18 protein-coding genes, 1 tRNA gene and 2 riboswitches are annotated in these 21,737 nt (G+C 41.4%); of the genes, 11 read left to right on the forward strand and 8 right to left on the reverse strand.

All coding sequences use genetic code 11. The features are described from left to right. Positions 1 to 245: 245 nt before the first annotated feature. Positions 246 to 318, reverse strand: a tRNA-His gene (locus V7K50_RS15945). 124 nt (positions 319 to 442) lie between these two features. Here V7K50_RS15945 and V7K50_RS15950 point away from each other — a divergent pair. The 5 genes from V7K50_RS15950 to V7K50_RS15970 all read left to right on the forward strand — a co-directional run bounded on the left by V7K50_RS15950 (position 443) and on the right by V7K50_RS15970 (position 4,416). Continuing rightward, positions 443 to 826 carry a DUF4359 domain-containing protein gene (locus V7K50_RS15950; protein WP_334961579.1) on the forward strand — a complete coding sequence of 128 codons (384 nt, stop codon included), beginning with the start codon at positions 443 to 445 and terminating at the stop codon, positions 824 to 826. 622 nt (positions 827 to 1,448) lie between these two features. Beyond that, positions 1,449 to 2,216, forward strand: coding sequence for a sirohydrochlorin chelatase (locus tag V7K50_RS15955; RefSeq protein ID WP_334961581.1), 768 nt, complete (start codon positions 1,449 to 1,451; stop codon positions 2,214 to 2,216). Next, entirely contained in the window at positions 2,213 to 2,992 is a 780-nt protein-coding gene (cobA, locus tag V7K50_RS15960) for a uroporphyrinogen-III C-methyltransferase (protein ID WP_334961583.1), read from the forward strand. Before V7K50_RS15955 ends, cobA begins: the two co-directional genes overlap by 4 nt. A 49-nt stretch (positions 2,993 to 3,041) precedes the next feature. Continuing rightward, a riboswitch (cobalamin riboswitch) is annotated at positions 3,042 to 3,216 on the forward strand. A 22-nt stretch (positions 3,217 to 3,238) separates the two neighbouring features. Then, the gene (locus V7K50_RS15965; RefSeq protein ID WP_334961585.1) at positions 3,239 to 3,658 is read left to right on the forward strand and encodes a DUF1636 domain-containing protein; all 420 of its coding nucleotides are present in this window, start codon (positions 3,239 to 3,241) and stop codon (positions 3,656 to 3,658) included. Beyond that, the gene (locus tag V7K50_RS15970; RefSeq protein ID WP_334961643.1) at positions 3,658 to 4,416 is read left to right on the forward strand and encodes a cobalt-precorrin-6A reductase; all 759 of its coding nucleotides are present in this window, start codon (positions 3,658 to 3,660) and stop codon (positions 4,414 to 4,416) included. Before V7K50_RS15965 ends, V7K50_RS15970 begins: the two co-directional genes overlap by 1 nt. A 183-nt stretch (positions 4,417 to 4,599) precedes the next feature. On the opposite strand, the gene V7K50_RS15975 is transcribed toward V7K50_RS15970, so the two are convergent. After that, positions 4,600 to 5,343, reverse strand: coding sequence for an NAD-binding protein (locus V7K50_RS15975; protein ID WP_334961587.1), 744 nt, complete (start codon positions 5,341 to 5,343; stop codon positions 4,600 to 4,602). 389 nt (positions 5,344 to 5,732) lie between these two features. On the opposite strand from V7K50_RS15975, the gene V7K50_RS15980 reads away from it, so the two are divergent. From V7K50_RS15980 to V7K50_RS16005, 6 genes are all read left to right on the forward strand, one after another. Next, positions 5,733 to 7,877, forward strand: coding sequence for a pentapeptide repeat-containing protein (locus tag V7K50_RS15980; RefSeq protein WP_334961589.1), 2,145 nt, complete (start codon positions 5,733 to 5,735; stop codon positions 7,875 to 7,877). Positions 7,878 to 8,229: 352 nt separating this feature from the next. Further along, positions 8,230 to 8,304, forward strand: a riboswitch (Fluoride riboswitch). 388 nt (positions 8,305 to 8,692) lie between these two features. Next, a complete protein-coding gene (locus V7K50_RS15985; protein ID WP_334961591.1) occupies positions 8,693 to 10,033 on the forward strand; it encodes a voltage-gated chloride channel family protein in 1,341 nt (446 codons plus the stop codon). A gap of 323 nt (positions 10,034 to 10,356) precedes the next feature. After that, positions 10,357 to 11,697: an ABC transporter ATP-binding protein gene (locus V7K50_RS15990; RefSeq protein ID WP_334961593.1), complete on the forward strand. Its 1,341-nt coding sequence runs from the start codon at positions 10,357 to 10,359 to the stop codon at positions 11,695 to 11,697. A gap of 177 nt (positions 11,698 to 11,874) precedes the next feature. Continuing rightward, positions 11,875 to 13,614, forward strand: coding sequence for an ABC transporter permease (locus tag V7K50_RS15995; protein WP_334961595.1), 1,740 nt, complete (start codon positions 11,875 to 11,877; stop codon positions 13,612 to 13,614). A gap of 189 nt (positions 13,615 to 13,803) precedes the next feature. Further along, positions 13,804 to 15,072 carry an AAA family ATPase gene (locus V7K50_RS16000; RefSeq protein WP_334961597.1) on the forward strand — a complete coding sequence of 423 codons (1,269 nt, stop codon included), beginning with the start codon at positions 13,804 to 13,806 and terminating at the stop codon, positions 15,070 to 15,072. Next, positions 15,065 to 15,409, forward strand: coding sequence for an RloB family protein (locus V7K50_RS16005; protein WP_334961599.1), 345 nt, complete (start codon positions 15,065 to 15,067; stop codon positions 15,407 to 15,409). Before V7K50_RS16000 ends, V7K50_RS16005 begins: the two co-directional genes overlap by 8 nt. A 69-nt stretch (positions 15,410 to 15,478) precedes the next feature. Here the strand turns inward: V7K50_RS16005 and V7K50_RS16010 are convergent, their stop codons facing one another. From V7K50_RS16010 to V7K50_RS16035, 6 genes are all read right to left on the reverse strand, one after another. After that, on the reverse strand, positions 15,479 to 16,117 hold the full coding sequence (locus V7K50_RS16010; RefSeq protein WP_334961601.1) for a Uma2 family endonuclease: 639 nt from the start codon (positions 16,115 to 16,117) through the stop codon (positions 15,479 to 15,481). Positions 16,118 to 16,232: 115 nt separating this feature from the next. Then, positions 16,233 to 17,468 (reverse strand): LL-diaminopimelate aminotransferase, encoded by a 1,236-nt coding sequence (locus V7K50_RS16015; protein WP_334961603.1) that lies wholly within the window; start codon positions 17,466 to 17,468, stop codon positions 16,233 to 16,235. A gap of 200 nt (positions 17,469 to 17,668) precedes the next feature. Further along, the gene (locus V7K50_RS16020; protein WP_334961605.1) at positions 17,669 to 19,021 is read right to left on the reverse strand and encodes an NAD(P)/FAD-dependent oxidoreductase; all 1,353 of its coding nucleotides are present in this window, start codon (positions 19,019 to 19,021) and stop codon (positions 17,669 to 17,671) included. Between the two features lie 234 nt (positions 19,022 to 19,255). After that, positions 19,256 to 20,167: a DUF4349 domain-containing protein gene (locus V7K50_RS16025; protein ID WP_334961607.1), complete on the reverse strand. Its 912-nt coding sequence runs from the start codon at positions 20,165 to 20,167 to the stop codon at positions 19,256 to 19,258. 391 nt (positions 20,168 to 20,558) lie between these two features. Then, complete coding sequence (locus V7K50_RS16030; RefSeq protein ID WP_334961609.1) at positions 20,559 to 21,338, reverse strand: Uma2 family endonuclease; 780 nt, start codon at positions 21,336 to 21,338, stop codon at positions 20,559 to 20,561. A gap of 87 nt (positions 21,339 to 21,425) precedes the next feature. Then, positions 21,426 to 21,713: a hypothetical protein gene (locus V7K50_RS16035; protein ID WP_334961611.1), complete on the reverse strand. Its 288-nt coding sequence runs from the start codon at positions 21,711 to 21,713 to the stop codon at positions 21,426 to 21,428. Between the last annotated feature and the right edge of the window lie 24 nt (positions 21,714 to 21,737).

Consider the following 21,737-nt stretch of genomic DNA (forward strand, 5'->3'; position numbering starts at 1 on the left):
ACCTGTGCAAATTAAATGCACGACAGCTTATCAAGTTGCACATCGTGTTAATTTTAATTTAAAAAGTAGATTTGCTTATATACATCAACTTCTTGATAAGATAAACTAATTAATCATCTTGGGTTTGCAACCCTTTCAAATCCATCAACTCTTAGACAGCAGATCCTTGCTAAAGTAATAGTTATGAATGTTCAAAACCACAACCCATCTTTTATAGGAATATATGGATGAGTATGAAATTATAGGGCGAACGATGGGAATTGAACCCACGAATGGTGGTACCACAAACCACTGCCTTAACCACTTGGCTACGCTCGCCATTCAACAATTTGAATTATAGCAATAATTTGGCAAGGGATCAAGAGTTTTTATTTAAGGAACGGACTGAGTTGATTTAGAGTCTCTGGAATCTAACGATTACAAGGAATTTTACTTGGCAAATATGAAACCCTTCACCATCATCATGGCTACTGGAGCAGCCGCAGGAATCGCCGTCTTGGGTGTGACAATGGCGAAGACAAATCCCAATCAGCTTGAATATGAAGAATATGCAGTGCAACGGCTGACAAAATACTTAAAAACCGATGTATGTAAACAAACTACGAATATTATCCAAAATTTAATCCATTTTAATTGTAATAAGTTGGTTGACTCTGCTAACCCGCAAATGCAAGAAATTATTGCCAGGACTACAGAAAGACAAAATTACATTATATTTAGCATTTACCGCACAGATTTAAAAATAAGTTCTTGGATGCCTTCTTACAAATTTGAGACGGTGGCAGCCTTTGATCAATTTTATACTTACACTGCCGAAGAACAATAAGAGCCTCTTTACAATCTTTTTTTGCAAAAAGGCTGAAATGTGCGTAAACTGAGAGGATGAGAGAAAGCTAAGTGAAGCACGCCAAGAAACAACGAGACATTTCATTAATGCTTTTTCAAAGCAATCATACGAACTAACTTTTATGGACACGGATGTGCTTGTTGCCGTAGCCGGACTATATGTCATCTCTGCCAACCAATAGGTAGTATAAATGGAAACACTAGTGAATAACGGGACTTAAACACTTGTGAGGGATAAACAAGCCTCAAACCCATGCGGGGTAAGGTAAATACACCAAATGCTCAAAAATGACTCAAACCCAGATATATCAATAAATCAAGTAAAACGATGTCAAAGTATCTCTGTATATAGGTTTGAGGCTTTTTTCTGGGTGTTTTTTCTCTAAGTCCCATTAATAGGTGTCAAATCGTTGTAGGCTGTGGATCACAGGGGGTGAGAATTGGATTTGTGAGATAAGACAGGGGCAAATGATCGCTGAGGCTAAAAATTTTACTGGGCAAAGCACCGAGAGGAAATCGAAGCAGGAAAAACGCTATATTACTACCAGCTTAATCTTAAGTAAAATATAAGAATTAGTAACTTAGAGTTCAAGCTTATACCGATGTCATCTGCCTATCTGTTATTATCTCACGGAAGTCGCGATCGCCGTCCAGAAATTGCGATGCAGCAACTAGCAAGGCTGGTATGTAATAAATTGCCAAAAAACCACAACCCAGTAAATAATCAACATCTGGTTGGCATAGCCGCTTTAGAAATGAGTTCTCAGCCTTTACACGAGCAGATTCAACAATTTGTTCAGAGGGCTTTTGGCGATACCTGCGGTGGGCTACGCCTACGCAGAATATCTCAAAACGAGAATCGCCTAAAAATTATACCGCTATTTCTGCTACCGGGAGTCCATGTCATGACAGATATTCCCGCCGAAGTCGCACTAGCACAACAGGCTACTGGTGAAGATATCATCATTGAGTTGCAACCATATTTAGGCTCTCACCCCAATTTAGAGAAATTGCTCCTCAAGCAAATAGCTGCTATAAAAGCAGAAGCATGGATTCTGTTGGCTCATGGTAGCCGTCGCCCAGGTTCTCAAGAAACTGTGGAAGCAATGGCGGCGAGTTTGGGAATAATGGCTGCTTATTGGGCTAATCCTCCGAGTTTAGAATCACGGGTGAAAGAGTTGGTAGCTGCTGGTTATCGGGAAATTGCCATCTTGCCATACTTTTTATTTGCTGGTGGAATAACCGATGCGATCGCTGCCTCAATAGAGGAGTTAAAATTACAATTTTCTGCGGTGAATTTCCAATTGGCAGAGCCACTGGGAGCAAGTGCAGAATTAGCCGAGCTAATTTGGGATTTAATAGATAGATGAACCGCACAGAAAAACAGGAGAACAAGTATTTGGGAAAGGTTTATTTAGTAGGTGCGGGGCCAGGAGATCCAGGATTAATTACGCTGAAGGCGAAAGGTTTATTGGAATGTGCAGATATAGTAATTTATGATGCCTTAGTGAGTCCGGCAATTTTGGCAATGATTAATCCCCAAGCCGAGCAAATTAATGCTGGTAAGCGTGCGGGGAGACATTCGTTGTTGCAAGAAGAAACAACTCAATTGCTGATTGATAAAGCGCAGGATCATGCAATTGTGGTGCGGTTAAAGGGTGGCGATCCGTTTATTTTTGGTCGTGGTGGCGAAGAGATGGCAGAATTAGTAGAAGCTGGCATATCAGTGGAAGTTGTGCCAGGTATCACTTCGGGAATTGCGGCGGCGGCATACTCCGGTATTCCTTTGACACATCGGCTGTATAGTTCATCAGTGACATTTGTAACTGGTCATGAGGCCAAGGGCAAGTATAAACCGCTAGTGAATTGGAGTGCGATCGCTCACGGTTCCGAAACCATTGTAATTTATATGGGAATTCACAATCTGCCTTATATTGTGGAACAATTAAGTGTAGCTGGGTTGAATTTAGAAACACCCATTGCTTTGGTACGCTGGGGTACGCGGCCAGAACAAGAAGAATTAATTGGGACTTTGGAGACAATTGTCGAGCAAGTAGAGCAAACTGGATTTGCTGCGCCTGCGATCGCAGTTATTGGACAAGTAGTGAAGATGCACAGTATTTTGTCTGCTTGTCGTCCAGTTTGATCCTTAGCGCAAAGCTTGTTGTTTCGTATTCTCAGATAACCCTAGTGTATGATCGATAAGGTGATTCGGTTCTGGTGGGAGTCAGCTACCAGAGGTAACGGGGAAAGTTCGGTGCAAATCCGGCGCTGTCCCGCAACTGTGAACAAATTTGAGATTAGCGTACTAAGTAATCGAAAATCCCAAATTGAGTGAGTCAGGATGCCCGCCGAAGTAGATTTATCAGTTTCACATATCTGCGAGGTACAGATGACTACTACTATAAATATTTCCCCAACTAGTCCCTTGGGTGTTGCTGAACATACTTTATTTGTTTGCAAAACCTGTGCCAGTGTTTGGCAAGATGGAAAACGCTTAGGAGAAAGTGGTGGTGAAAAACTTCTACACCAACTTCAGCAGCTTGCACAAGATTGGGACTTACGAGATCAATTTCTAATTGAGGAAGTTGAATGTATGAGTGCTTGTAATCGCTCTTGTGTAGTCGCCTTTGCTGCCAAAGGGAAATTAACATATTTATTTGGTGATTTAACCGTTGATGGTAGTGCCTCTGCGGTACTGCAATGTGCTGGTCAATACTACACCAAAACTGATGGTTTACTGCCTTGGTCAGAGCGTCCAGAAGCTCTGAAGAAGGGAATTTTGGCAAAGATTCCACCTTTATCTCAATGATGCGCGTTTTGATTCTCGGTGGGACGGGTGATGCAGCAGAACTAGCGGCGAGAGTGGCGACTATCCAAGGGTTAGAAGTAATCACCTCTCTAGCTGGGCGCACCCGTGAACCATCAATACCCTTGGGCGATTTGCGGGTTGGAGGCTTCGGTGGTGTGGCTGGATTGGCTAGCTATCTGCAAGTAATGCAAATCGACCGATTAATTGATGCAACCCATCCTTTTGCTAATCAGATTTCCTTCAATGCGGCGGATGCTGCAACGAAAGTTGGAGTACCCCGTCTGATGTTAATCCGTCCGCCTTGGGAAAAAGTTAGTGGCGATCGCTGGATTGAAGTTGATAGCGTTGCAGCCGCAGCAGCATCTGTAGCAAACGAATCACAGCGCGTGTTTTTGACAGTTGGTAGGCAAGAACTCGCCGCTTTTGCTCACCTAGAGAAAATTTGGTTTTTGATGCGGATGATTGACCCTCCTGGCGATGATGCTTTAGTGCCCTTGGGGATGGTATTGTGCGATCGCGGTCCTTTTACCCTCAATAATGAAAGGCAAATCCTGATTCACAACAACATTGATACCATCGTCAGTAAAAATAGCGGTGGCGATGCAACCAAGCCCAAGATTATTGCCGCGCGAGAACTGGGTATGAAGGTTGTGATGGTAAATCGTCCAGTCATACCGCCAGGGGAGCAGGTTAGTAATGTTGATGCGGCTTTGGCATGGCTATGCGTAGGCGTAGCCCAACCTAGGCATCGCTGCTAAGTAAAATATCTTTCACACTCTCATTTCTCTGTGTCCTCTGTGTCCTCTGTGTCCTCTGTGGTTCGTTATTCTAATAAAATTTTAATTTTCAACAAAAGGTTTCAAATGGGCTACAACTCTTAATTTACTGAGCCTTCGCCCTAGTAATAAAGCTTGTTGTTTATATAATGCTACTGGTAGCAGTCAAGGTAAATTATACATCAATTTTCTAGCTGTACCAATGTTACATCCCGATATTATACTTATTTCATTTGCACCATCAAAAATACCATCTTGAGCTAAAACTTTCTCAACCTGTACTTGCCAAGTTCTAGTCAACATTTCACCTCGCTCAATCCTTTGGAGGTTATTACTATTTGCCAGAACAACCAAGCGATCGCCAACATCAAGTTGTATATGATCAGAAGGCATTAATTTCACAGGCGATCGCCTAAGTCGTTGGTATAAAATTGGTACAACTCCATAACCATAAGCAACCTCAGCCAATAGTAATCGATTCAGTGTATCTCCAGCCTCAATCATATACTCTACTACCAAAATAGTTTGAGTATCAAAGTTAAACAAGCTGAGAATATTTTCTCCAAAAGCAGCAGCAGCAAATACTTCTGCTGAAATAGCAGAGGTGCAAATAACTTGAGCATAAGGAAACAACCGTGCGACGTTATCACAAAAAGATTGATCGTAAGTACGAATTATTACACGAGTAGTAGGACTTTTGGAGTATGCCATCAAAGCTATTTCCAAATTCTCTATATCATCATCCGTAACGACAACGACACTTTTACTATTAGCAAGATTCACCTTGCCTAAAGCATCAGCAATATTATCAATAATCAGTGGTATTTTGTTGAGAAAATCTGCATTGGATGCTGTGCGGCTAATACCTACCAAAGGTTGCTTGAATTCTTGTAATAAAGCTCTTTTCAAACATCATCTAAGAGTATGGTGTTAGTGCGATCGCAAAATTTAAGGTATCAGTCAAGCAATGTCTACAACGGGTTGCGCCTACGCTCCTGTGTTATCACTGAAATAATTAGTAAGCGAAACTTGAAAAACCAAAATTAGTGAGTAAACTACTCCCATAAGTTGTGGAACCGCTACAGTTGCAATATTGATAACTACAGCTTAAGCATTGTGACACCAACTTCAATATTGCTGATGACACCTTAAGCATTCAAAGGTAAAGATGCACACTTATGCTTTTATACCGCGTGTTACATCCAAAATTTTTGTATTTTCTTTATTTTACCAAAATCCGAAATATTGCAGAGTACAGTTGTATAAAATCTCATTAAAAACTTCTTGCTGACGCAATTATGCCGCCAGACTACTCCGGTCAAAATCTCCAAGGTCGCTCTTTTAAAGGTCAAAACCTGACTGGGGCAAACTTTAGCAAGGCGGATATTAAAGGAGCAAATTTTACCAACGCAATTCTTAAAGACGCTGATTTTACAGGTGTTAAAGCGGGACTACAGCGACGTTGGACTATTGGGTTGCTTATGTCCTCATGGCTGCTATCGGGAATATCAGGATTTTTCTCAATTACTTTTGGTGTATTTGTAGCATATCTTTTTAACACCGAAGCCCAAAGGACTGCAAACTTCATCGCGGGGATAGTCTGCCTAATTGTGATGCTGGTTTTTTGGATTATTACCATTTATAAGGGTTTGACAACAGGTTTAGGAACCGTAGCCTTTGCCTTCGCCTTTGCCTTTGCCTTCGCCTTTGCCGGAGCCGTAGCTTTTACCGGAGCCAGAGCCGCAGCTTTCGCTTTTGCTTTAGCCTTCGCCGTCGCCGTCGCCGTCGCCTTTGCTGGAGCCTTTGCCGTAGCCTTCGCTGGAGCTTTTGCCGTAGCTTTCACCGGAGCCGTAGCCGGAGCCTTTGCCGTAACCGTAACCGTAACCGTAGCCGTAGCCGTAGCCGTAGGCTTGACTGTAGCCTTTGCGGGAGCCTTCGCCTCAGCTGTAGCCGGAGCCGGAGCTTTTGCCGTAGCTTTTACCGGAGGCTTTGCCGTAGTCTTTACATTATTTAGTGCTTACATTGGCTGGCGTAGTCTGGCTGGAAATGAAAAAGAAGCTTGGGTTCGCTCATTTGCGATCGCTTTTGCAGCCACAGGTGGTACAAGTTTTTGTAATGCTGATTTAACTGATGCTGATTTTACTGGTGCAACTCTTAAAAATACAGATTTGAGAAAGTCCAATCTAATACGCACTCGTTTTTATGAAGCTAAAAAATTAGACTTTGCTAGAGTAGACAACTCGATATTAGCTAAAGGAGATATTCTCAATTTGCTAGTAACTGGCAATGGTAGAGGAAAATCTTATGCTGATGCTAAATTAAAAGGTGCAAACCTGATCGGTGCAGATTTAAAGGAAGCGAATCTAAAAAATGCTGATATTACAGAAGCCACCTTCCAAGGTGCTTGTTTAGAGCGGGCAAACCTCACTCTAGCTCAAGCTGTAGGTACTAACTTTACCAGCGCCCAAATGACAGGTGCTTGTATTGAAGCATGGAATATTGAAAGTACAACTAAATTGGATAATATAGATTGTCGCTTTATCTATCTTCTGGAAAACCCCAAACCTGGAACCGATGACCGTGAACGTCGTACCAGTAGTGGCGAGTTTCAACCAGGAGAATTTAGCAAGCTGTTTGAAGAGGTTTTGAATACTGTCGATTTAATTTTCCGCAATGGCATAGACTGGAAAGCTTTTGTTAATGCCTTCCAAACAGTGCAAGGCCAAAATGAAGACACAGAGTTAGCCCTACAGAGTATTGAAAATAAAGGTGATGGCGTTGTTGTCGTCAAAATAGGTGTACCTGATGGTGCTGATAAAGAAAAGATTCATAGCGATTTTACGCAAAATTATCAGCTAGCATTGCAAGCTGTAGAAGAAAAATATAAAGCACAATTACAAGCTAAAGATGAGCAAATAGTCGTTTATCGCCAACAAAGTGGAGAGATGACAGAGATTGTAAAATTATTAGCCAATAAGCCGATTAATGTTCAAGTTGACAATAAAGTTGAAAATAAAAATATGACTAACAGCAATGATGCCAGCCGCAAAATTGAAATTGGCAGTGTTGGCAGAGATTTTAATGCCAGTGGACAAGCTTTAAATTTAGGTGATATTAGCGGTACGGTAACAAATACCATCAATGAGTTACCAGCATCACCCGAACCAGATAAACCGGGAATTAAGGAACTGTTGACGCAATTGCAAGCAGTAATTGAGGCTGATACAAATTTACCGCCAGAAGATAAAGCTGAGGCGTTAGAGCAAGTGAAAGCCTTAGCAGAAGTGGGGAAAAGTCCTCAAGAAGGGGGAATGCAAAAGGCGGGGAAAACGGCTATAAAGATTTTAAAAGGGACGATCGCTAGTTTACCTAGTGCCACAAAGTTGGTTGAACAGTGCAGCAATCTATTGCCGTTGATTTCAAATTTTCTCGGTTTAGGGTGATCTTATATCTTGCATCTTGCCCTGGCGATTAGAATGCGTTAGAGATCCCCCTAAATCCCCCTTAAAAAGGGGGACTTTGAGAGGTTTTTGCCCCCCTTTTTAAGGGGGGTTGGGGGGATCATAAGCTTGTGGAGTAATGTTAGAAGACTTGTGTGTACACCGTAGCCTTTCCAAGGGGAGGGTTAGGGTGGGGTAAAACCTTGCTTAATCAACTGTTTCAGACTTGTGTGTACACCGTAGCCCTTATAGGCAAGGGGTTGGGGGTTAGGTCTGTATTAGACTTAACTGAGCCTTGGTGTGATCGCACCCTAACCTTTCAACTTGCTTGCAAGTTGTCAAAACTTCTGTAAAATATGACTAAGGTGATGAGACTCACCCTCTAGAATATCTAGAAAACCGCCCCTCGGCTGATAGTTTCTACCTCAATTCTGTAACTGGCTTCGTGTAAACGTGGCCAACTTTGCATTACAGGAGGTATGGAATATAAGCCGATACTTTTAAGAGGGGTGATAATCAATTTTTTTATAACTTTAAATATTTCGTAGCGATTAGCTGTAGGGTGTATTACCGCAAAAAGTACGTCATAATTTGCGGTTTTCACTTCGTGTAACTTGTTTCCCAAAAGATACCTGATTTTTCACGTCATCTGGAAAATAAGAGGCGAAACCTAACCCCCCAGCCCCCTTCCCTACAAGGGAAAGGGGAGAATTCAAAGTCTCTCTCCTTAAAGGAAGAGAGAAATAGAAGTGAGGTTTTCCAGATGACGTGAAAAGTCAGCTTAATGACGAATGACAAATAACAAATGACGAATTACCATGAAGCAGCTTCGTAAATTTGAACCATTTATTGCATTACCCCACCTAATCAAGTGGTTGCCTATTTCTTTTATAGTTGGCATTCTTGCTGGAACTGCTTCTGCGGCTCTTTTAGCATCATTGGAATGGGCAACTGATTGGCGAGAATCCCATCGGTGGATTATTGCATTTCTGCCAATTGGCGGCTTTTTGAGTGGTTGGATGTATCATCAATTCGGTCGAACTGTAGAAGCTGGAAACAATCTTTTACTCGAAGAAATCCATAACCAAAAAAATATTATTCCCTTCCGTATGGCTCCTCTTGTTTTAATAGGAACAAACCTCACCCATTTATTTGGAGGTTCAGCCGGTCGTGAAGGTACAGCATTACAAATGACTGCTTCTTTGGCAGACCAATTAACTAAAATATTCCGCTTTCAAGGGGGAAATCGACGAATTTTGTTAACCGCAGGGATAAGTGGAGGATTCGCTTCCGTTTTTGGTACTCCCTTAGCTGGCACGGTATTTGGTCTGGAAGTTTTAGCGATTGGTAAAATTCATTACGACGCTCTTTTTCCTTCTTTAATTGCTGCGATCGTGGGAAATCAAGTAACGTTACTATTTGGTTTGCATCATACCGCATACCAACACGCTCCTTCTATACCAACGCTCACAATTTGGGGACTGATTTCTGCTATTATTGCCGGTGCAATCTTTGGAATTGTAGCGAGATTATTTGCTCAAGTAACTCACAAAATCAGTCACTTCTTTAAAGCAAAGATATCTTATCCTCCAATGCGTCCTTTAATGGGGGGTGCGATCATCGCAATAATTGTTGGGTTGAGTGGTACAACTAAGTACATTGGCCTTGGTATCCCGACTATTGTTGAATCTTTTCACACCCAGCTACCTCCTTGGGATTTTGCAGCAAAATTAGGTATGACTGCTTTAACTCTAGGAACAGGATTTAAAGGCGGGGAAGTGACTCCTTTGTTTTATATTGGCGCAACTTTAGGCAATGCTTTGTCCTTGCTTTTAGCATTACCTGCACCACTTTTAGCAGGAATGGGATTTGTAGGTGTGTTTGCAGGTGCAGCAAATACACCTTTGGCATCTACTTTAATGGGAATTGAATTATTTGGTTTGGAATCGGGAGTATTTATTGCTATTGGCTGTATAGTTAGCTATTTATTTTCAGGTCATTCGGGAATTTATACTTCACAGCGTATCGGGTTGAGTAAATACTCTTCTGTATATCTGGAAGAAGGGCTGACTTTGGGTACTTATGGGCGGGCAAAAGTTGAGCCAAAAATTGATTTAGCCAGTGATAGCGAGGAAAGAGAAAGCAATTTTCAGGATTGACACACCTTTAGTTTCACTACAAGATGGATTGGTTAAGGGACTGACAAGAAATAAATTATCCAAATAAACGAACCACAGAGACAAGGCAGCGCGGTCTTGGGGGTTTCCCCCATGAGCGACTGCCGCACAGAGAACACAGAGAAAGGAGAAATAGAGAGGGGTTTTGGGTCAGTTTGGGGACATTTTTTTATTTGTCAGTCCCTAAGCTACAAGCCCTCAAAATTTTTCATCATTCTCAACCTAACAGTGTTAAGTGTTACTTGCTTTAACTGTAAGATAAAGCATGAAATTCCAGTCCATCATAAGCTTTAGAGGGGGGAGCCGTGGCTCTCAAAACACCAACTGAAGACCTCATTGTTCTACGAGGTGTCAGAAAATCTTATCAGCAACCCAACGGTCAGCAAATCGTCATCCTGGAAAATATCAATTTAGAGTTACGTCCAGGAGAAATAGTTGCTTTACTAGGGCCTTCGGGTTCAGGTAAATCTACTTTAATGCGGATAATTGCGGGGTTAATTCCCGCTAGCCAAGGTGAAGTGATTTATCATAACCATCCTCTAGTTGGCTTAAATCCAGGTGTAGCAATTGTTTTTCAAAGTTTCGCCCTTTATCCTTGGTTAACTGTTCTGGAGAATGTCGAACTGGGTTTAAAGGCCAAAGGAGAAGCCCCAGACCCCCGGCGACAAAAAGCACTGCGGATGATTGACATCATCGGTTTGGATGGGTTTGAAAATGCTTATCCCAAAGAACTTTCTGGGGGAATGCGTCAGCGAGTTGGATTTGCCAGAGCCTTAGCCGTAGAACCAGAATTATTATGTATGGATGAGCCGTTTTCGGCGCTGGATGTGCTGACGGCAGAAAACTTACGTTTTGAGTTATTGGATTTGTGGTTGGAGCGTCGAATACCCACTAAAGCTATTTTAATTGTTACTCACGGTATTGAAGAAGCGGTGATTTTGGCAGATCGGATTATTGTTCTTGGGCGCAATCCGGGGAGAGTAAGAGCGGACTTAGCTGTGACTTTACCTCATTACCGCGATCGCAAACATCCGAGCTTTCAAGCCCTGGTAGACCAGGTTTATACAATTATCACCAACCCGGAACTGGAGACAATTGAGGCTGCTGCACCCGTTTCTTCTCAACAACCAAAACCAGAAGCAAAGTATCAGTCTTTACCAGCCGTGCGAATTGGTTCCATTGCTGGTTTATTGGAACTTTTAGAAGATCGTCAAGAAAAAGACCTCTACCGTCTCGCGCAAGAATTGCAACTAGAAGTAGATGATATTCTGCCAATTGTCGAAGCTGCAAAATTAATGGGTTTTGTAGAACTAGCACAAGGTGATATTAGTCTAACTCCAGTCGGGCTGACATTTATTGGTGGTAGTATTGACGATCGCAAACAACTTGTGCGATCGCAACTACTCGCAAATATTCGCTTAGTACAACAGATACATCGTCTCTTACAAGCAAAAAATAATCAACGCATACCAGAAGAACTGGTATTAGATATCCTAGAAAGTCACTTTAGTCCACAAGAAGCCGAGCGGCAATTAAAAACTGCCATCGACTGGGGTCGCTATGCCGAAATATACAGCTACGATGAGCCATCTGGACAAATCTTTCTAGAGCAAGCCGTCAGTGTTGAACCTTTGGTAGTTAGTTAGTCATTAGTCATTAGTCATTTGTCTTTGGGACTGACAACAAATAAATTATCCAATCTTGTGGGGTGGGCAACATGAGCGCCTTGGACTATGGGCGGGCGAGACGCCCACCCCACAAGAAATAGTTGAGTATTTTTTTATTTGTCAGTCTCTTTTACCAATTCCCCATTCCCCATTCCCATGACTCGCCCCCTTACTCCCGCTAATAAAACTCAGGGACGCATCAATTGGACTTGGCAAGATGCCTTGCTGATTCTGGCTATTGTCAGCTTGATTGTGGCAATTGTGAGAACCGCGTCCCAGTTCCGTGGTGCTTTTAACCCCGAATTTACAATTTCGACAGATATTAGTGCTTTACCAGGTTATACAGCCCTAACCCTGTTACGTATGGGGTTGGCTTACTTTTTTTCCTTGGGGTTTACCCTCATTTATGCTTATAGTGCCTATCGTTCCCGCATGGCGGAACGCATTCTGATTCCCCTATTGGATATTCTGCAATCAATTCCTGTGTTGTCATTTTTACCAGGAGTCGTACTAGCTCTGCTTTCCCTGTTTCCCGGTCGGCGCATTGGGGTAGAAATCGCCTCTGTTCTGTTGATTTTTACCGGCATGACCTGGAATATGACCTTTAGTTTTTATCAATCCCTGTGTAGCATTCCCCAAGAATTGCTGGAAGCATCTCGTGTTTATCGGCTGAATTTATGGCAACGGTTTTGGACTTTGGAATTACCATCTGGTGTGATTGGGTTGGTCTGGAATAGTGTCATGTCGGTTGCTGGGGGCTGGTTTTTCTTAATTGCCATTGAGTCATTTACTCTAGGGAATAAAGATTTTCGCTTACCAGGGTTAGGCTCTTTTTTAGGAACAGCAGCCAACAAGGGAGACTTTAAAGCCATACTTTGGGGTTCGGCGGTACTAATTGCGGTAATTGTGGCAATTGATTATTTCGTGTGGCGACCGTTGATTGCTTGGGCAGAAAAGTTTAAGTTAGAGATGGTAGAGTCAGAAAATGTACCTGAATCATGGGTGTTAGATGTTTTACGACGATCGCCTAGTTTACGGATTTTAAGCGATCGCATTTTTCACCCATTGCAAAGAGTCCTAGATGATAGTTTAGTTCGGTCTTTTCCGGTTCGTTCCGCACCCGTCAACGCCAAAGGTGACTTGCATTTGCCGGGATTACTGAATTGGGTTTTTGTTAGCGGCTTCACTTTGATTGTGCTGTGGGGTACTTGGGAAGCCCTCTTGCTGTTACGGACTTTAGGTTGGGCGGATTGGCAACAGGTAATTAAGGGGGCTGTGTTTACAGCCTTGCGAGTCATCGTTGCATTGCTATTATCCCTGTTGTGGACTGTGCCGGTGGGAGTAGCCATTGGTCGCAATCCTCGACTGGCGAGGGTGTTACAACCCCTGGTACAAATTGCCGCTTCTTATCCGGCGACAGCTTTATTTCCGGTGCTATTGTTGGCATTAAGCCGCATGGCTGGCGGTTTGGAAATTGGCTCAGTGGCTTTGATGATGCTGGGGACAATGTGGTATATCCTATTTAATGTCATTGCTGGGGCGCAATCCATTCCCTCAGATTTAATGGAAGCAGCTTGGGTATATAAACTTACCCTTGTGCAACGCTGGCGAATATTAATTTTACCCGCCATCTTTCCCTACTTGATTACAGGGATTATTACTGCCGTTGGCGGCGCTTGGAATGCTAGCATCGTCAGCGAATACGTCACATTTCAAGGACAGGTTCGTACCGCCGAGGGACTAGGGGCAACAATTTCTCATGCTACAGCTACGGGTAATTTTTCGTTACTCTTAGCTGCAACAACAGTGATGTCTTTGTTGGTTGTGACGACAAATCGTTTAGTTTGGCGTCCACTGTACAAATTGGCCCAGGATAAATATCAACTTCTAATTTAAGGGAAGATATAGCGCTTTTCGTTTGTATGCAAAGATGTCGGTGTAATTCATGAATTACACCGACATTTTTTGTATAAGTAGCGAGATAGTCAAGAAAGTGCGATCGCATCTCATGCTAAAGGGTATGGTAAACTTATATATTTATTTGTGAAATAATCACAAATATGCTATTTAGGATAAAAAGTTACTATGCTCATAGAGTTTAGTATTGGTAATTACCGATCCTTTAAGGATAAAGTCACCTTTAGTATGGTGGCTGCTAATATTGTTGCTAAAGAAAAAGAAGTTGATGACAACAATGTTTTTGCGGTAGATGATGACCTAGAATTACTCAAAAGTGCTGCGATTTATGGTGCTAATGCCAGTGGCAAAAGTAATCTAGCAAAAGCTTTGAGCTTTATGAAGTGGTTTATGATTAATTCCTCTAAAGAGACTCAAAGCACAGAAAAAATTGGAGTTGAGCCATTTGAGCTAAGTACAGAAACTGAGGCACAACCATCTTTTTTTGAAATTGTGTTTTTATTAGATACTAAAAAGTATCGATATGGGTTTGAAGCTAATCAAAAAAGGGTTATTGCCGAGTGGTTATTTTACGTTCCTAACACCAGAGAAACTCGTCTTTTTGAACGAGTTTATGACGGAAATACACGTAATATCAAACATATATCTAAAATATTTAAAGCTGAGGGTATTTACCCAAAAACTAGGATTAATGCACTTTTTCTATCAGTAGCTGCTCAATTTAACGTTGAAATAGCTGAGAGAATACTAGATTGGCTCACCAAAAAATTAAATATAGTTTCAGGTTTAGACGATCGAGATCATTTGAGTTATACAATAAACTCTTTAGCAAAAAAGAATGATAATAAATCAGAAATTATTCAATTAATTAAAAATCTAGATTTAGGTATTAAACAAATAAGAATAAAGGAAGCAGAAATTATCCCTAGAGAACAAAGCTCTTATCATTTTGAAACAGAAAATTCAATTAGAACGGGGCATGAAAAATTTGGTAATAAAGGTAATGTTTCTATAAAATTTTTTGATTTAGATAATCAAGAGTCAGAAGGGACTAAAAAAATAATTTCTATTGCTGGACTTTTAGTAGATACTCTTAAATATGGCAAAGTTTTGATATTCGATGAATTTGATGCGAGACTTCACCCACTAATCAGCAAAGCAATTGTTGAATTATTTAACTCAAAAAAGACAAATTCTAATAATGCACAACTAATATTTATGACTCATGACACTAATTTGCTTACTTACAAGGTCTTTCGCAGAGATCAGATTTGGTTTACTGAGAAAAACAAATATGGTGCTACAGATTTATATTCATTAGTTGAGTACAAAATATCAAATGATGCCTCTGTTGAAAGTGACTATATTAAAGGCAGATATGGTGCTATTCCATTTATTGGTGACTTAAGTCAACTTATTGGTGAGCCTAATGCCTAAAAATCGTGGCTATGCTGATAGAAAAGTTGAAATAAGAGAGCTTAGGCAAATATTTTTAATTATATGTGAAGGTGAAAAAACCGAGCCTAACTACTTCATGAGCTTTCGGGTTTCCACGACTGTCAAGAAAATTGATGTTAGAGGGTTTGGATACAATCCAATTAAACTAGTGCAAGAGGCTAAAGAATTAAAAGCTCAAGGAGATTACGATCAAATTTGGTGTGTATTTGATAGGGATGATTGGCCTAAGCAAGATTTTAACAACGCTATTGCAAACGCTGAAAGTTCAACAACAGTACATCTTTTAGTTGAGGAGCTAAACAAATTTATTAGATAATGCTTATATTTGAGATTACATCAATTATTCTTTACCTCATCCAGTATCCAGTGGCTATTTAATTATTTACTAAGTCATTGCTTCCAATTCTTTCAAAGCTTGAAAACTTCCTACTTGCCAACTACGTTCCACGGTAGCAGGGATAATTTGAGTAATAGCTATATCCTCAAAATTAGGGCTGGTGTTAGATTTTACGTATTTCCCCTCTTTCAACAAATAAATAGAAAGGCTCCCGCTATCGTAAACCCATAATTCTGGGACTCCAATGGCTTCATAAGCATCAAGAGTAGTTTTTGATGTGACATCAGTCTCAATCGCTAAATCTGGCGACGGATCATCAGCTTGCAAGCGGCGATGACCAATCATTCGTTGATAATTCTGAATATAAAAGCAAGTATCAGGTTCAACTCCTGCTACACCTTGCCGTTTAAAGGTGGTGGAACCAAAAGGTTGGTATCTGATATCTTTAGCCTTCAGCAATATTTTGACAATATCAGAAATTACATCTTTGGGTATTTCATGTTCTGGTAAAGGAGCCATAATTTCTAAAGCACCCTGGCTGTAGGCAATTCGTGTAGTTCTTTTTTCTCCCAATTCTTGTAAAATAGATTCAAATTCTTCCCAGCTAATATCAGGAATAGTCACTGTGCTACCAGGTGCTAGCTGCATCTGGCTAACAGGTTTGAAAACGCGGATAGCAGCAGTCACGTCCCTTCGCTCCAATTCAAAATTCAATATCTATCAGGTTGCGGTGGATAATATAGCCCACCGTAACCTTTAGATTAATAGAATGAGTTTAACAAAAACGGCTAAAAGCGATCGCCTACACCTTAAACTTCTCGGTAATCCGCTTCATCGCTTCTTCCACATTCTCGCGGCTGTTAAACGCCGAAATGCGGAAGTAACCTTCACCCGCAGCACCAAAACCAGAACCAGGGGTGCCCACAACGTTGACAGTTTGCAGCAACTTATCAAAGAATTCCCAACTGGATAAACCATTGGGCGTTTTCACCCAGACGTAAGGTGCATTCACGCCACCATAAACTGATAATCCGGCGGCTGTGAGTTTTTCGCGGATAATTTTGGCGTTTTCTAGATAGAAACTAACCAATCCCTTAATTTGTGCTTGTCCTTCTTCAGAATAAACCGCTTCGGCTCCCCGTTGGACGATGTAAGAAACACCATTAAACTTGGTAGACTGGCGACGATTCCAGAGTTTCCACAGTTCCACATCGGAACCATCGGCGGCTTTTCCTTTGAGTGTCTTCGGTACTACGGTTAACGCGCAGCGAGTTCCTGTAAAACCTGCATTCTTGGAAAAAGAACGAAATTCGATCGCAACTTCTCTTGCACCTTCAATTTCATAAATTGAGTGGGGAATCGACGGATCGGTAATATATGCTTCGTAGGCTGCATCAAAAAAAATAATCGAGTTATTAGCTTTGGCATAGTCTACCCATGCTTTGAGATATTCTTTGGTAGCAGTTGCGCCAGTGGGGTTATTGGGAAAGCAGAGATAAATTAAATCGACTTTCTTTGAGGGAATCTCGGCGGTGAAGTTATTCTCAGCCGTAATTGGCAGATAAACTAAGCCTTCAAACTCCCCTTTATCGTTGGCATCCCCAGTATTTCCCACCATAACGTTAGTGTCTACATACACGGGATAAACTGGGTCAGTAACGGCAATTATATTGTCATGTCCAAAGATTTCCAGAATATTGCCCGTGTCGCACTTGGAACCATCGGAGATAAAGATTTCTGAAGCATCTATATCGGCTCCCCGTGCTTGGAAATCTTGAGTAGCAATTTTCTCCCGTAACCAAGCGTAGCCTTGCTCTGGGCCATAGCCTTTGAAGGTATTGCGATCGCCCATTTCTTCCACAGCTTTAATCATCGCTGTGCGGCAAGCCTCTGGCAGAGGTTCGGTAACATCGCCAATGCCCAGCCTGATGACTTTAGCATCAGGATTTGCTTCTACAAATACATTCACCCGCCGAGCAATTTCTGGAAACAGATAACCCGCTTTCAGTTTCAGGTAGTTGTCGTTAATACTTGCCATTATGTAAATTATGAAAAACGCCCTCAAATAGCTTACTGCTAATTTATGAGGGCGGGGAGAAATCAATTCAAAATTCAAAATTCAAAATTCAAAATTGAAGAAAAAGACTCGGTAACAAGGGGGGACAAGGGAAATAACTAATGCCCAATGCCCAATACTTCGACTTCGCTCAGTACAAGTGTCCAATGCCCAATTAGATATTATCGACTGTTGACTATTTCCTGATGTGTAATTACTGTGGCGATCGCTAATTCGTGAGTGGGTGGTGATTCTTGTCCTGTAATCAATCTTGCACCGCGATTACGGGTGAAATAATTCCATGTCCACTGAATCATTACTACTAATTTGTTGTTAAATTCAATTAAGAAGTAGATGTGAATCAATAGCCAAAACAACCAGGCAAAGAAACCTTTGAGTTTCATAAAGCCCAAGTCTACCACAGCAGAACTGTGCCCAATCATTGCTAAACTACCGTGATCGACATAAGAAAATGCTGGTAAATTGTTACCTGCAAGCCGCTTTTGGACTAGTGTTGCTACATATTCGCCTTGTTGCTTGGCTACAGGTGCAACACCAGGTAGCGGTTTACCATTTTGATGAGAAAAATTTGCTAAGTCGCCAATTACAAAAATATTGGAGTGTCCTTTAATACTCAAGTCAGGTTCAACGATAATCCGTCCAGCGCGATCGCACTCGGCATCTGTGCGTTCTGCTAGCACTTTTCCCATCGCTGAAGCTTTCACACCTGCTGCCCATAATACTGTTTTTGAGGCAATCTCTCTAACTTCATCGCCTTGTTTGAGGGTAACAACATCATTTTCAATATTCGTTACCAATGTTTTTGTCTGGACAACCACGCCCAAGCGCGTCAGAGATGCTTCTGCTTCTTGTGATAACTCTGGTGCAAAGGGTGGCAGAATCCGATCCAGACCTTCTAATAGCAAAATCTGGGCTTCTGATGTGTCGATGTTGCGGAAATCTTCTTTGAGAGTTTGATTTGCTAATTCTGCGATCGCACCCGCTAATTCTACACCGGTTGGGCCACCACCAACAATTACAAAAGTTAACCAAGCACGGCGCTTTTCTGGATCAATTTCATTTTCTGCGGCTTCAAAGGCGGTAAAAATCCGGCGACGCATTTCTATGGCATCTTCTACAGTTTTCAAGCCGGGGGCGAATTCTTCCCAGTTGTCTTTGCCAAAGTAGGAATGCTTGGCACCTGTGGCAACAATTAAGGTGTCGTAAGGTATTGCTTCGTCGCCCACCATCACTTTTTGCCCTTGTGGATCAATATTATTCACCTCTCCCAGCAGCACTTTCGTATTCTTGCTCTTACTAAGCACAGAGCGCAATGGTGAAGAAATATCCGCAGGCGATAGCGCACCTGTGGCAACTTGGTATAGCAAGGGTTGAAATAAATGAAAGTTGCGTTTATCAATCAGAGTAACGTTTACTGCCGCCTTCGCCAGGGTTTTTGCCGCATAAAGTCCACCAAAACCACCGCCAACAATTACTACTTGATGGGGTGGATTATTGTCAAGTGAATTTACCATAAGAAATATTATCCTGTATTCTGACTATTGTAACTATTCTTAACAAATTTGTATCAAAATTGTCACCATATATTTTGTATTGCTTTTTACATTTCAAGAATGATTAAAGTAATCAAAACTACAGGATAAACAGAACTTTTCAAGATGGAGGTGCAAACAATAAGAGTTAGGAATATTTAAATCACTCTTTTGTTATGTAAATCTATCCAATTTAGATGTATGATTTATGCAACTTTAGTCAGGACTACTCGATCCTGGTGTTTGTGTCAAACGTGGTGAATGAGTTCGCCGCCAACGGCTAAAGCCATAGACAATAGCAGCAAAAATTAACAAATAGGGACTGTAAACAATTAACCAAATACCTAGCTTGAGTAAGCCAACGGAAAATGCACTCAAAGAGTGGGTAGAATTGTTCCAAGTTTCCTGAACTTGCAAACCAAAGGCAGGTTGTGGACTGGTGCTAGAAACTGCTGCTTCTAGGTTCAGCGTAATAGTGGAATAAGCAACTTGATTTTGTAGGCTTTTGAGTTGGGCATTAATTTGTTCTATGCTTTCTCGGATATTACTCAGTTGTTGAGCAACACTCAGCACATCTGGAATAGAACCCGCCCGATCCATAATTTTTTGCAAATTGGCTTCAGTTTTCTGCAAATTAGTTAATCTAGCTTGGAAATCTACCAGGCGATCGCCTACATCTTCGGCAGTGATATTGCGACTATTGACAGTGCCTAATTTAGCTAGTTGTTCTAAAGTAGATTCCAGCAGATTCTCTGGTATCCGCAATTGCATTGTTGCTGTGTGACGCGAATTATCGTTTTTGGGTTGTTGTTGTTTCAACCCGATCAAATCCCCTTGCTGTTTATTGATAATTTGCGAAACAGCATCAATAGTCTGATCTACAGAGTTGACAGTTAAAGATATTGCTGCCTTTTTGATCAGTTGGGGACGAGAACGGGCTATTGGTGCAGCTTCTGGCTTTTGGGGAATACTGCTTATTACTTTATCTGCTGCGCCACCGGCTGCACTTGGAGGTAAAGCTTGATTTGCTGATTGACGGGAAGAGGCGCAACTGGTGAAAATCACCCCTCCTAATAACGCACTGACAAATAAAGCAGATGTGCGCGGTAATTTAGTCCAAGTATACATAATCTACCCCCAGATGGATGAAGTTAACCCCAGTATTGCTGAAGTAAAACTCAAAACCTGTATTGTTGCGATTTATGTAACAGGGGGGAATAACTGCTCACCAAAATTTACTCATAACTAGATATAACCAGCCATCTTAAGAGGTTGTTTGAAAAGTATTTCGCTGTGACTTTAGGCACTTTAGATCCCCCCTAACCCCCCTTAAAAAGGGGGGAACCGGAATCAAAGTCCCCCAATTTATCGGGGGATTTAGGGGGATCTAAAATTTTTGATACTGACAAGAGGACTTTTCAAACATCCTCTAAGACCCTTTACAAGATAAGAGTACCCAAAATAACACCAGTGCTAACCAAGAAACAACTTTATTAAATTATTGATATCGAGATTTTCCTTAATCCAACATTTCTGGATCAATTCCTAAAGCGTTGAGTTCTTCAGGAGAGAGCGATCGCAATTTCTCTGTAATTAAGAGCCTCTTCTGTCGTTCAGTTTCAGCCCTTTGTCGCTCAACTTCCGCCCTTTCCTCACCTGTTAGCAGTAAATTTCCTTGTGCATCCCACCAGCGCAACCAAGGTAACTCTGCATTCAGATAAAATCCCTGCCAGATTCCTAATTCTACACCCATAGGAGCAATTGGATAATGTCCCCGTTCATTGGGTTTCATCAGTTGATAAGTATTATCGACTAGGTGGTAAACTTCCACTTGGGCTTTTGCTACTTCATAAATCCCATAATAAGGCACTCGAATTGCCTGCTCATAAACCCAAAATTTACCAACATTCCCACCTTGTCCTTGAGATGGCGGCGTTTGATCTCGTTCTTCTGAACCATCTCCAGAGACAAATTCAATCACAATCAAGGGCGCGACATACTCCTTCCACAGCACATAAGAACGGCGCATTTTACCGTCAAGGGTCGGTGCTACATTGGGTACATAAAACCAGTCTGGTGCTTCAGCCCCTTTCTCAGGAGGATCTGTCAATCGCCAATAGATACCAGAATCTTGTCCAATACAATATTGACCATCAGGATAAATTTGCTCTAGAACAGGTTTAATTGAATCTGTGATTAAAATGCTTTGCGGATGCTCCTGAAGATTTTTCACAAAAGTACCATCTGAGTCTGGTAACTGGGTGTGGTCAGGTAAAGTTAATGCCGATAAGGAAGTCATAGGCTTTAACAAAAGGTTTGTCTGATTATTATTGTAGACTGCTATTTTGCTATTTTTGAATCGATGCGCTACTAGGTTAGATGTCATTTATATAATAAAAGGCAATCTTTCTATATGAAAAAAGCTATTACGATTATTGCGGATATTTTCTATATCCTCACAATCATTCGCATTCGACTTAACTATAGACAATAGAAAACGAGAACCTATTGCTCGTAAATCGTATGGTATTACATGAGTTGGTATATCAAAAATCCATCCCTTGCTAGCCCATGCAGTATTTTCAGAACGTTCCCAGACTACTCTTGTGTATCCCCCATTTAAGTGAAAAATTACTTTTACAATTTCTCTAGTTAACAGAAATATTTCACCCATTACAATTATTCTATTTCAATGCTT

The sequence above is a fragment of the Nostoc sp. genome, assembly GCF_036917135.1.
Lineage (GTDB): Bacteria > Cyanobacteriota > Cyanobacteriia > Cyanobacteriales > Nostocaceae > Nostoc.

Bases quoted from the DNA above. Each gene is read 5' to 3' on its own strand.
- V7K50_RS16035 (WP_334961611.1), bottom strand. From the start codon at position 21,713: ATGGGTGAAATATTTCTGTTAACTAGAGAAATTGTAAAAGTAATTTTT.
- V7K50_RS16020 (WP_334961605.1), bottom strand. From the start codon at position 19,021: ATGGTAAATTCACTTGACAATAATCCACCCCATCAAGTAGTAATTGTT.
- V7K50_RS16005 (WP_334961599.1), top strand. From the start codon at position 15,065: ATGCCTAAAAATCGTGGCTATGCTGATAGAAAAGTTGAAATAAGAGAG.
- V7K50_RS16030 (WP_334961609.1), bottom strand. From the start codon at position 21,338: ATGACTTCCTTATCGGCATTAACTTTACCTGACCACACCCAGTTACCA.
- V7K50_RS15970 (WP_334961643.1), top strand. From the start codon at position 3,658: ATGCGCGTTTTGATTCTCGGTGGGACGGGTGATGCAGCAGAACTAGCG.
- V7K50_RS15995 (WP_334961595.1), top strand. From the start codon at position 11,875: ATGACTCGCCCCCTTACTCCCGCTAATAAAACTCAGGGACGCATCAAT.
- V7K50_RS15985 (WP_334961591.1), top strand. From the start codon at position 8,693: ATGAAGCAGCTTCGTAAATTTGAACCATTTATTGCATTACCCCACCTA.
- cobA (WP_334961583.1), top strand. From the start codon at position 2,213: ATGAACCGCACAGAAAAACAGGAGAACAAGTATTTGGGAAAGGTTTAT.
- V7K50_RS15980 (WP_334961589.1), top strand. From the start codon at position 5,733: ATGCCGCCAGACTACTCCGGTCAAAATCTCCAAGGTCGCTCTTTTAAA.
- V7K50_RS15950 (WP_334961579.1), top strand. From the start codon at position 443: ATGAAACCCTTCACCATCATCATGGCTACTGGAGCAGCCGCAGGAATC.
- V7K50_RS16025 (WP_334961607.1), bottom strand. From the start codon at position 20,167: ATGTATACTTGGACTAAATTACCGCGCACATCTGCTTTATTTGTCAGT.
- V7K50_RS15955 (WP_334961581.1), top strand. From the start codon at position 1,449: ATGTCATCTGCCTATCTGTTATTATCTCACGGAAGTCGCGATCGCCGT.
- V7K50_RS15965 (WP_334961585.1), top strand. From the start codon at position 3,239: ATGACTACTACTATAAATATTTCCCCAACTAGTCCCTTGGGTGTTGCT.
- V7K50_RS16015 (WP_334961603.1), bottom strand. From the start codon at position 17,468: ATGGCAAGTATTAACGACAACTACCTGAAACTGAAAGCGGGTTATCTG.
- V7K50_RS16000 (WP_334961597.1), top strand. From the start codon at position 13,804: ATGCTCATAGAGTTTAGTATTGGTAATTACCGATCCTTTAAGGATAAA.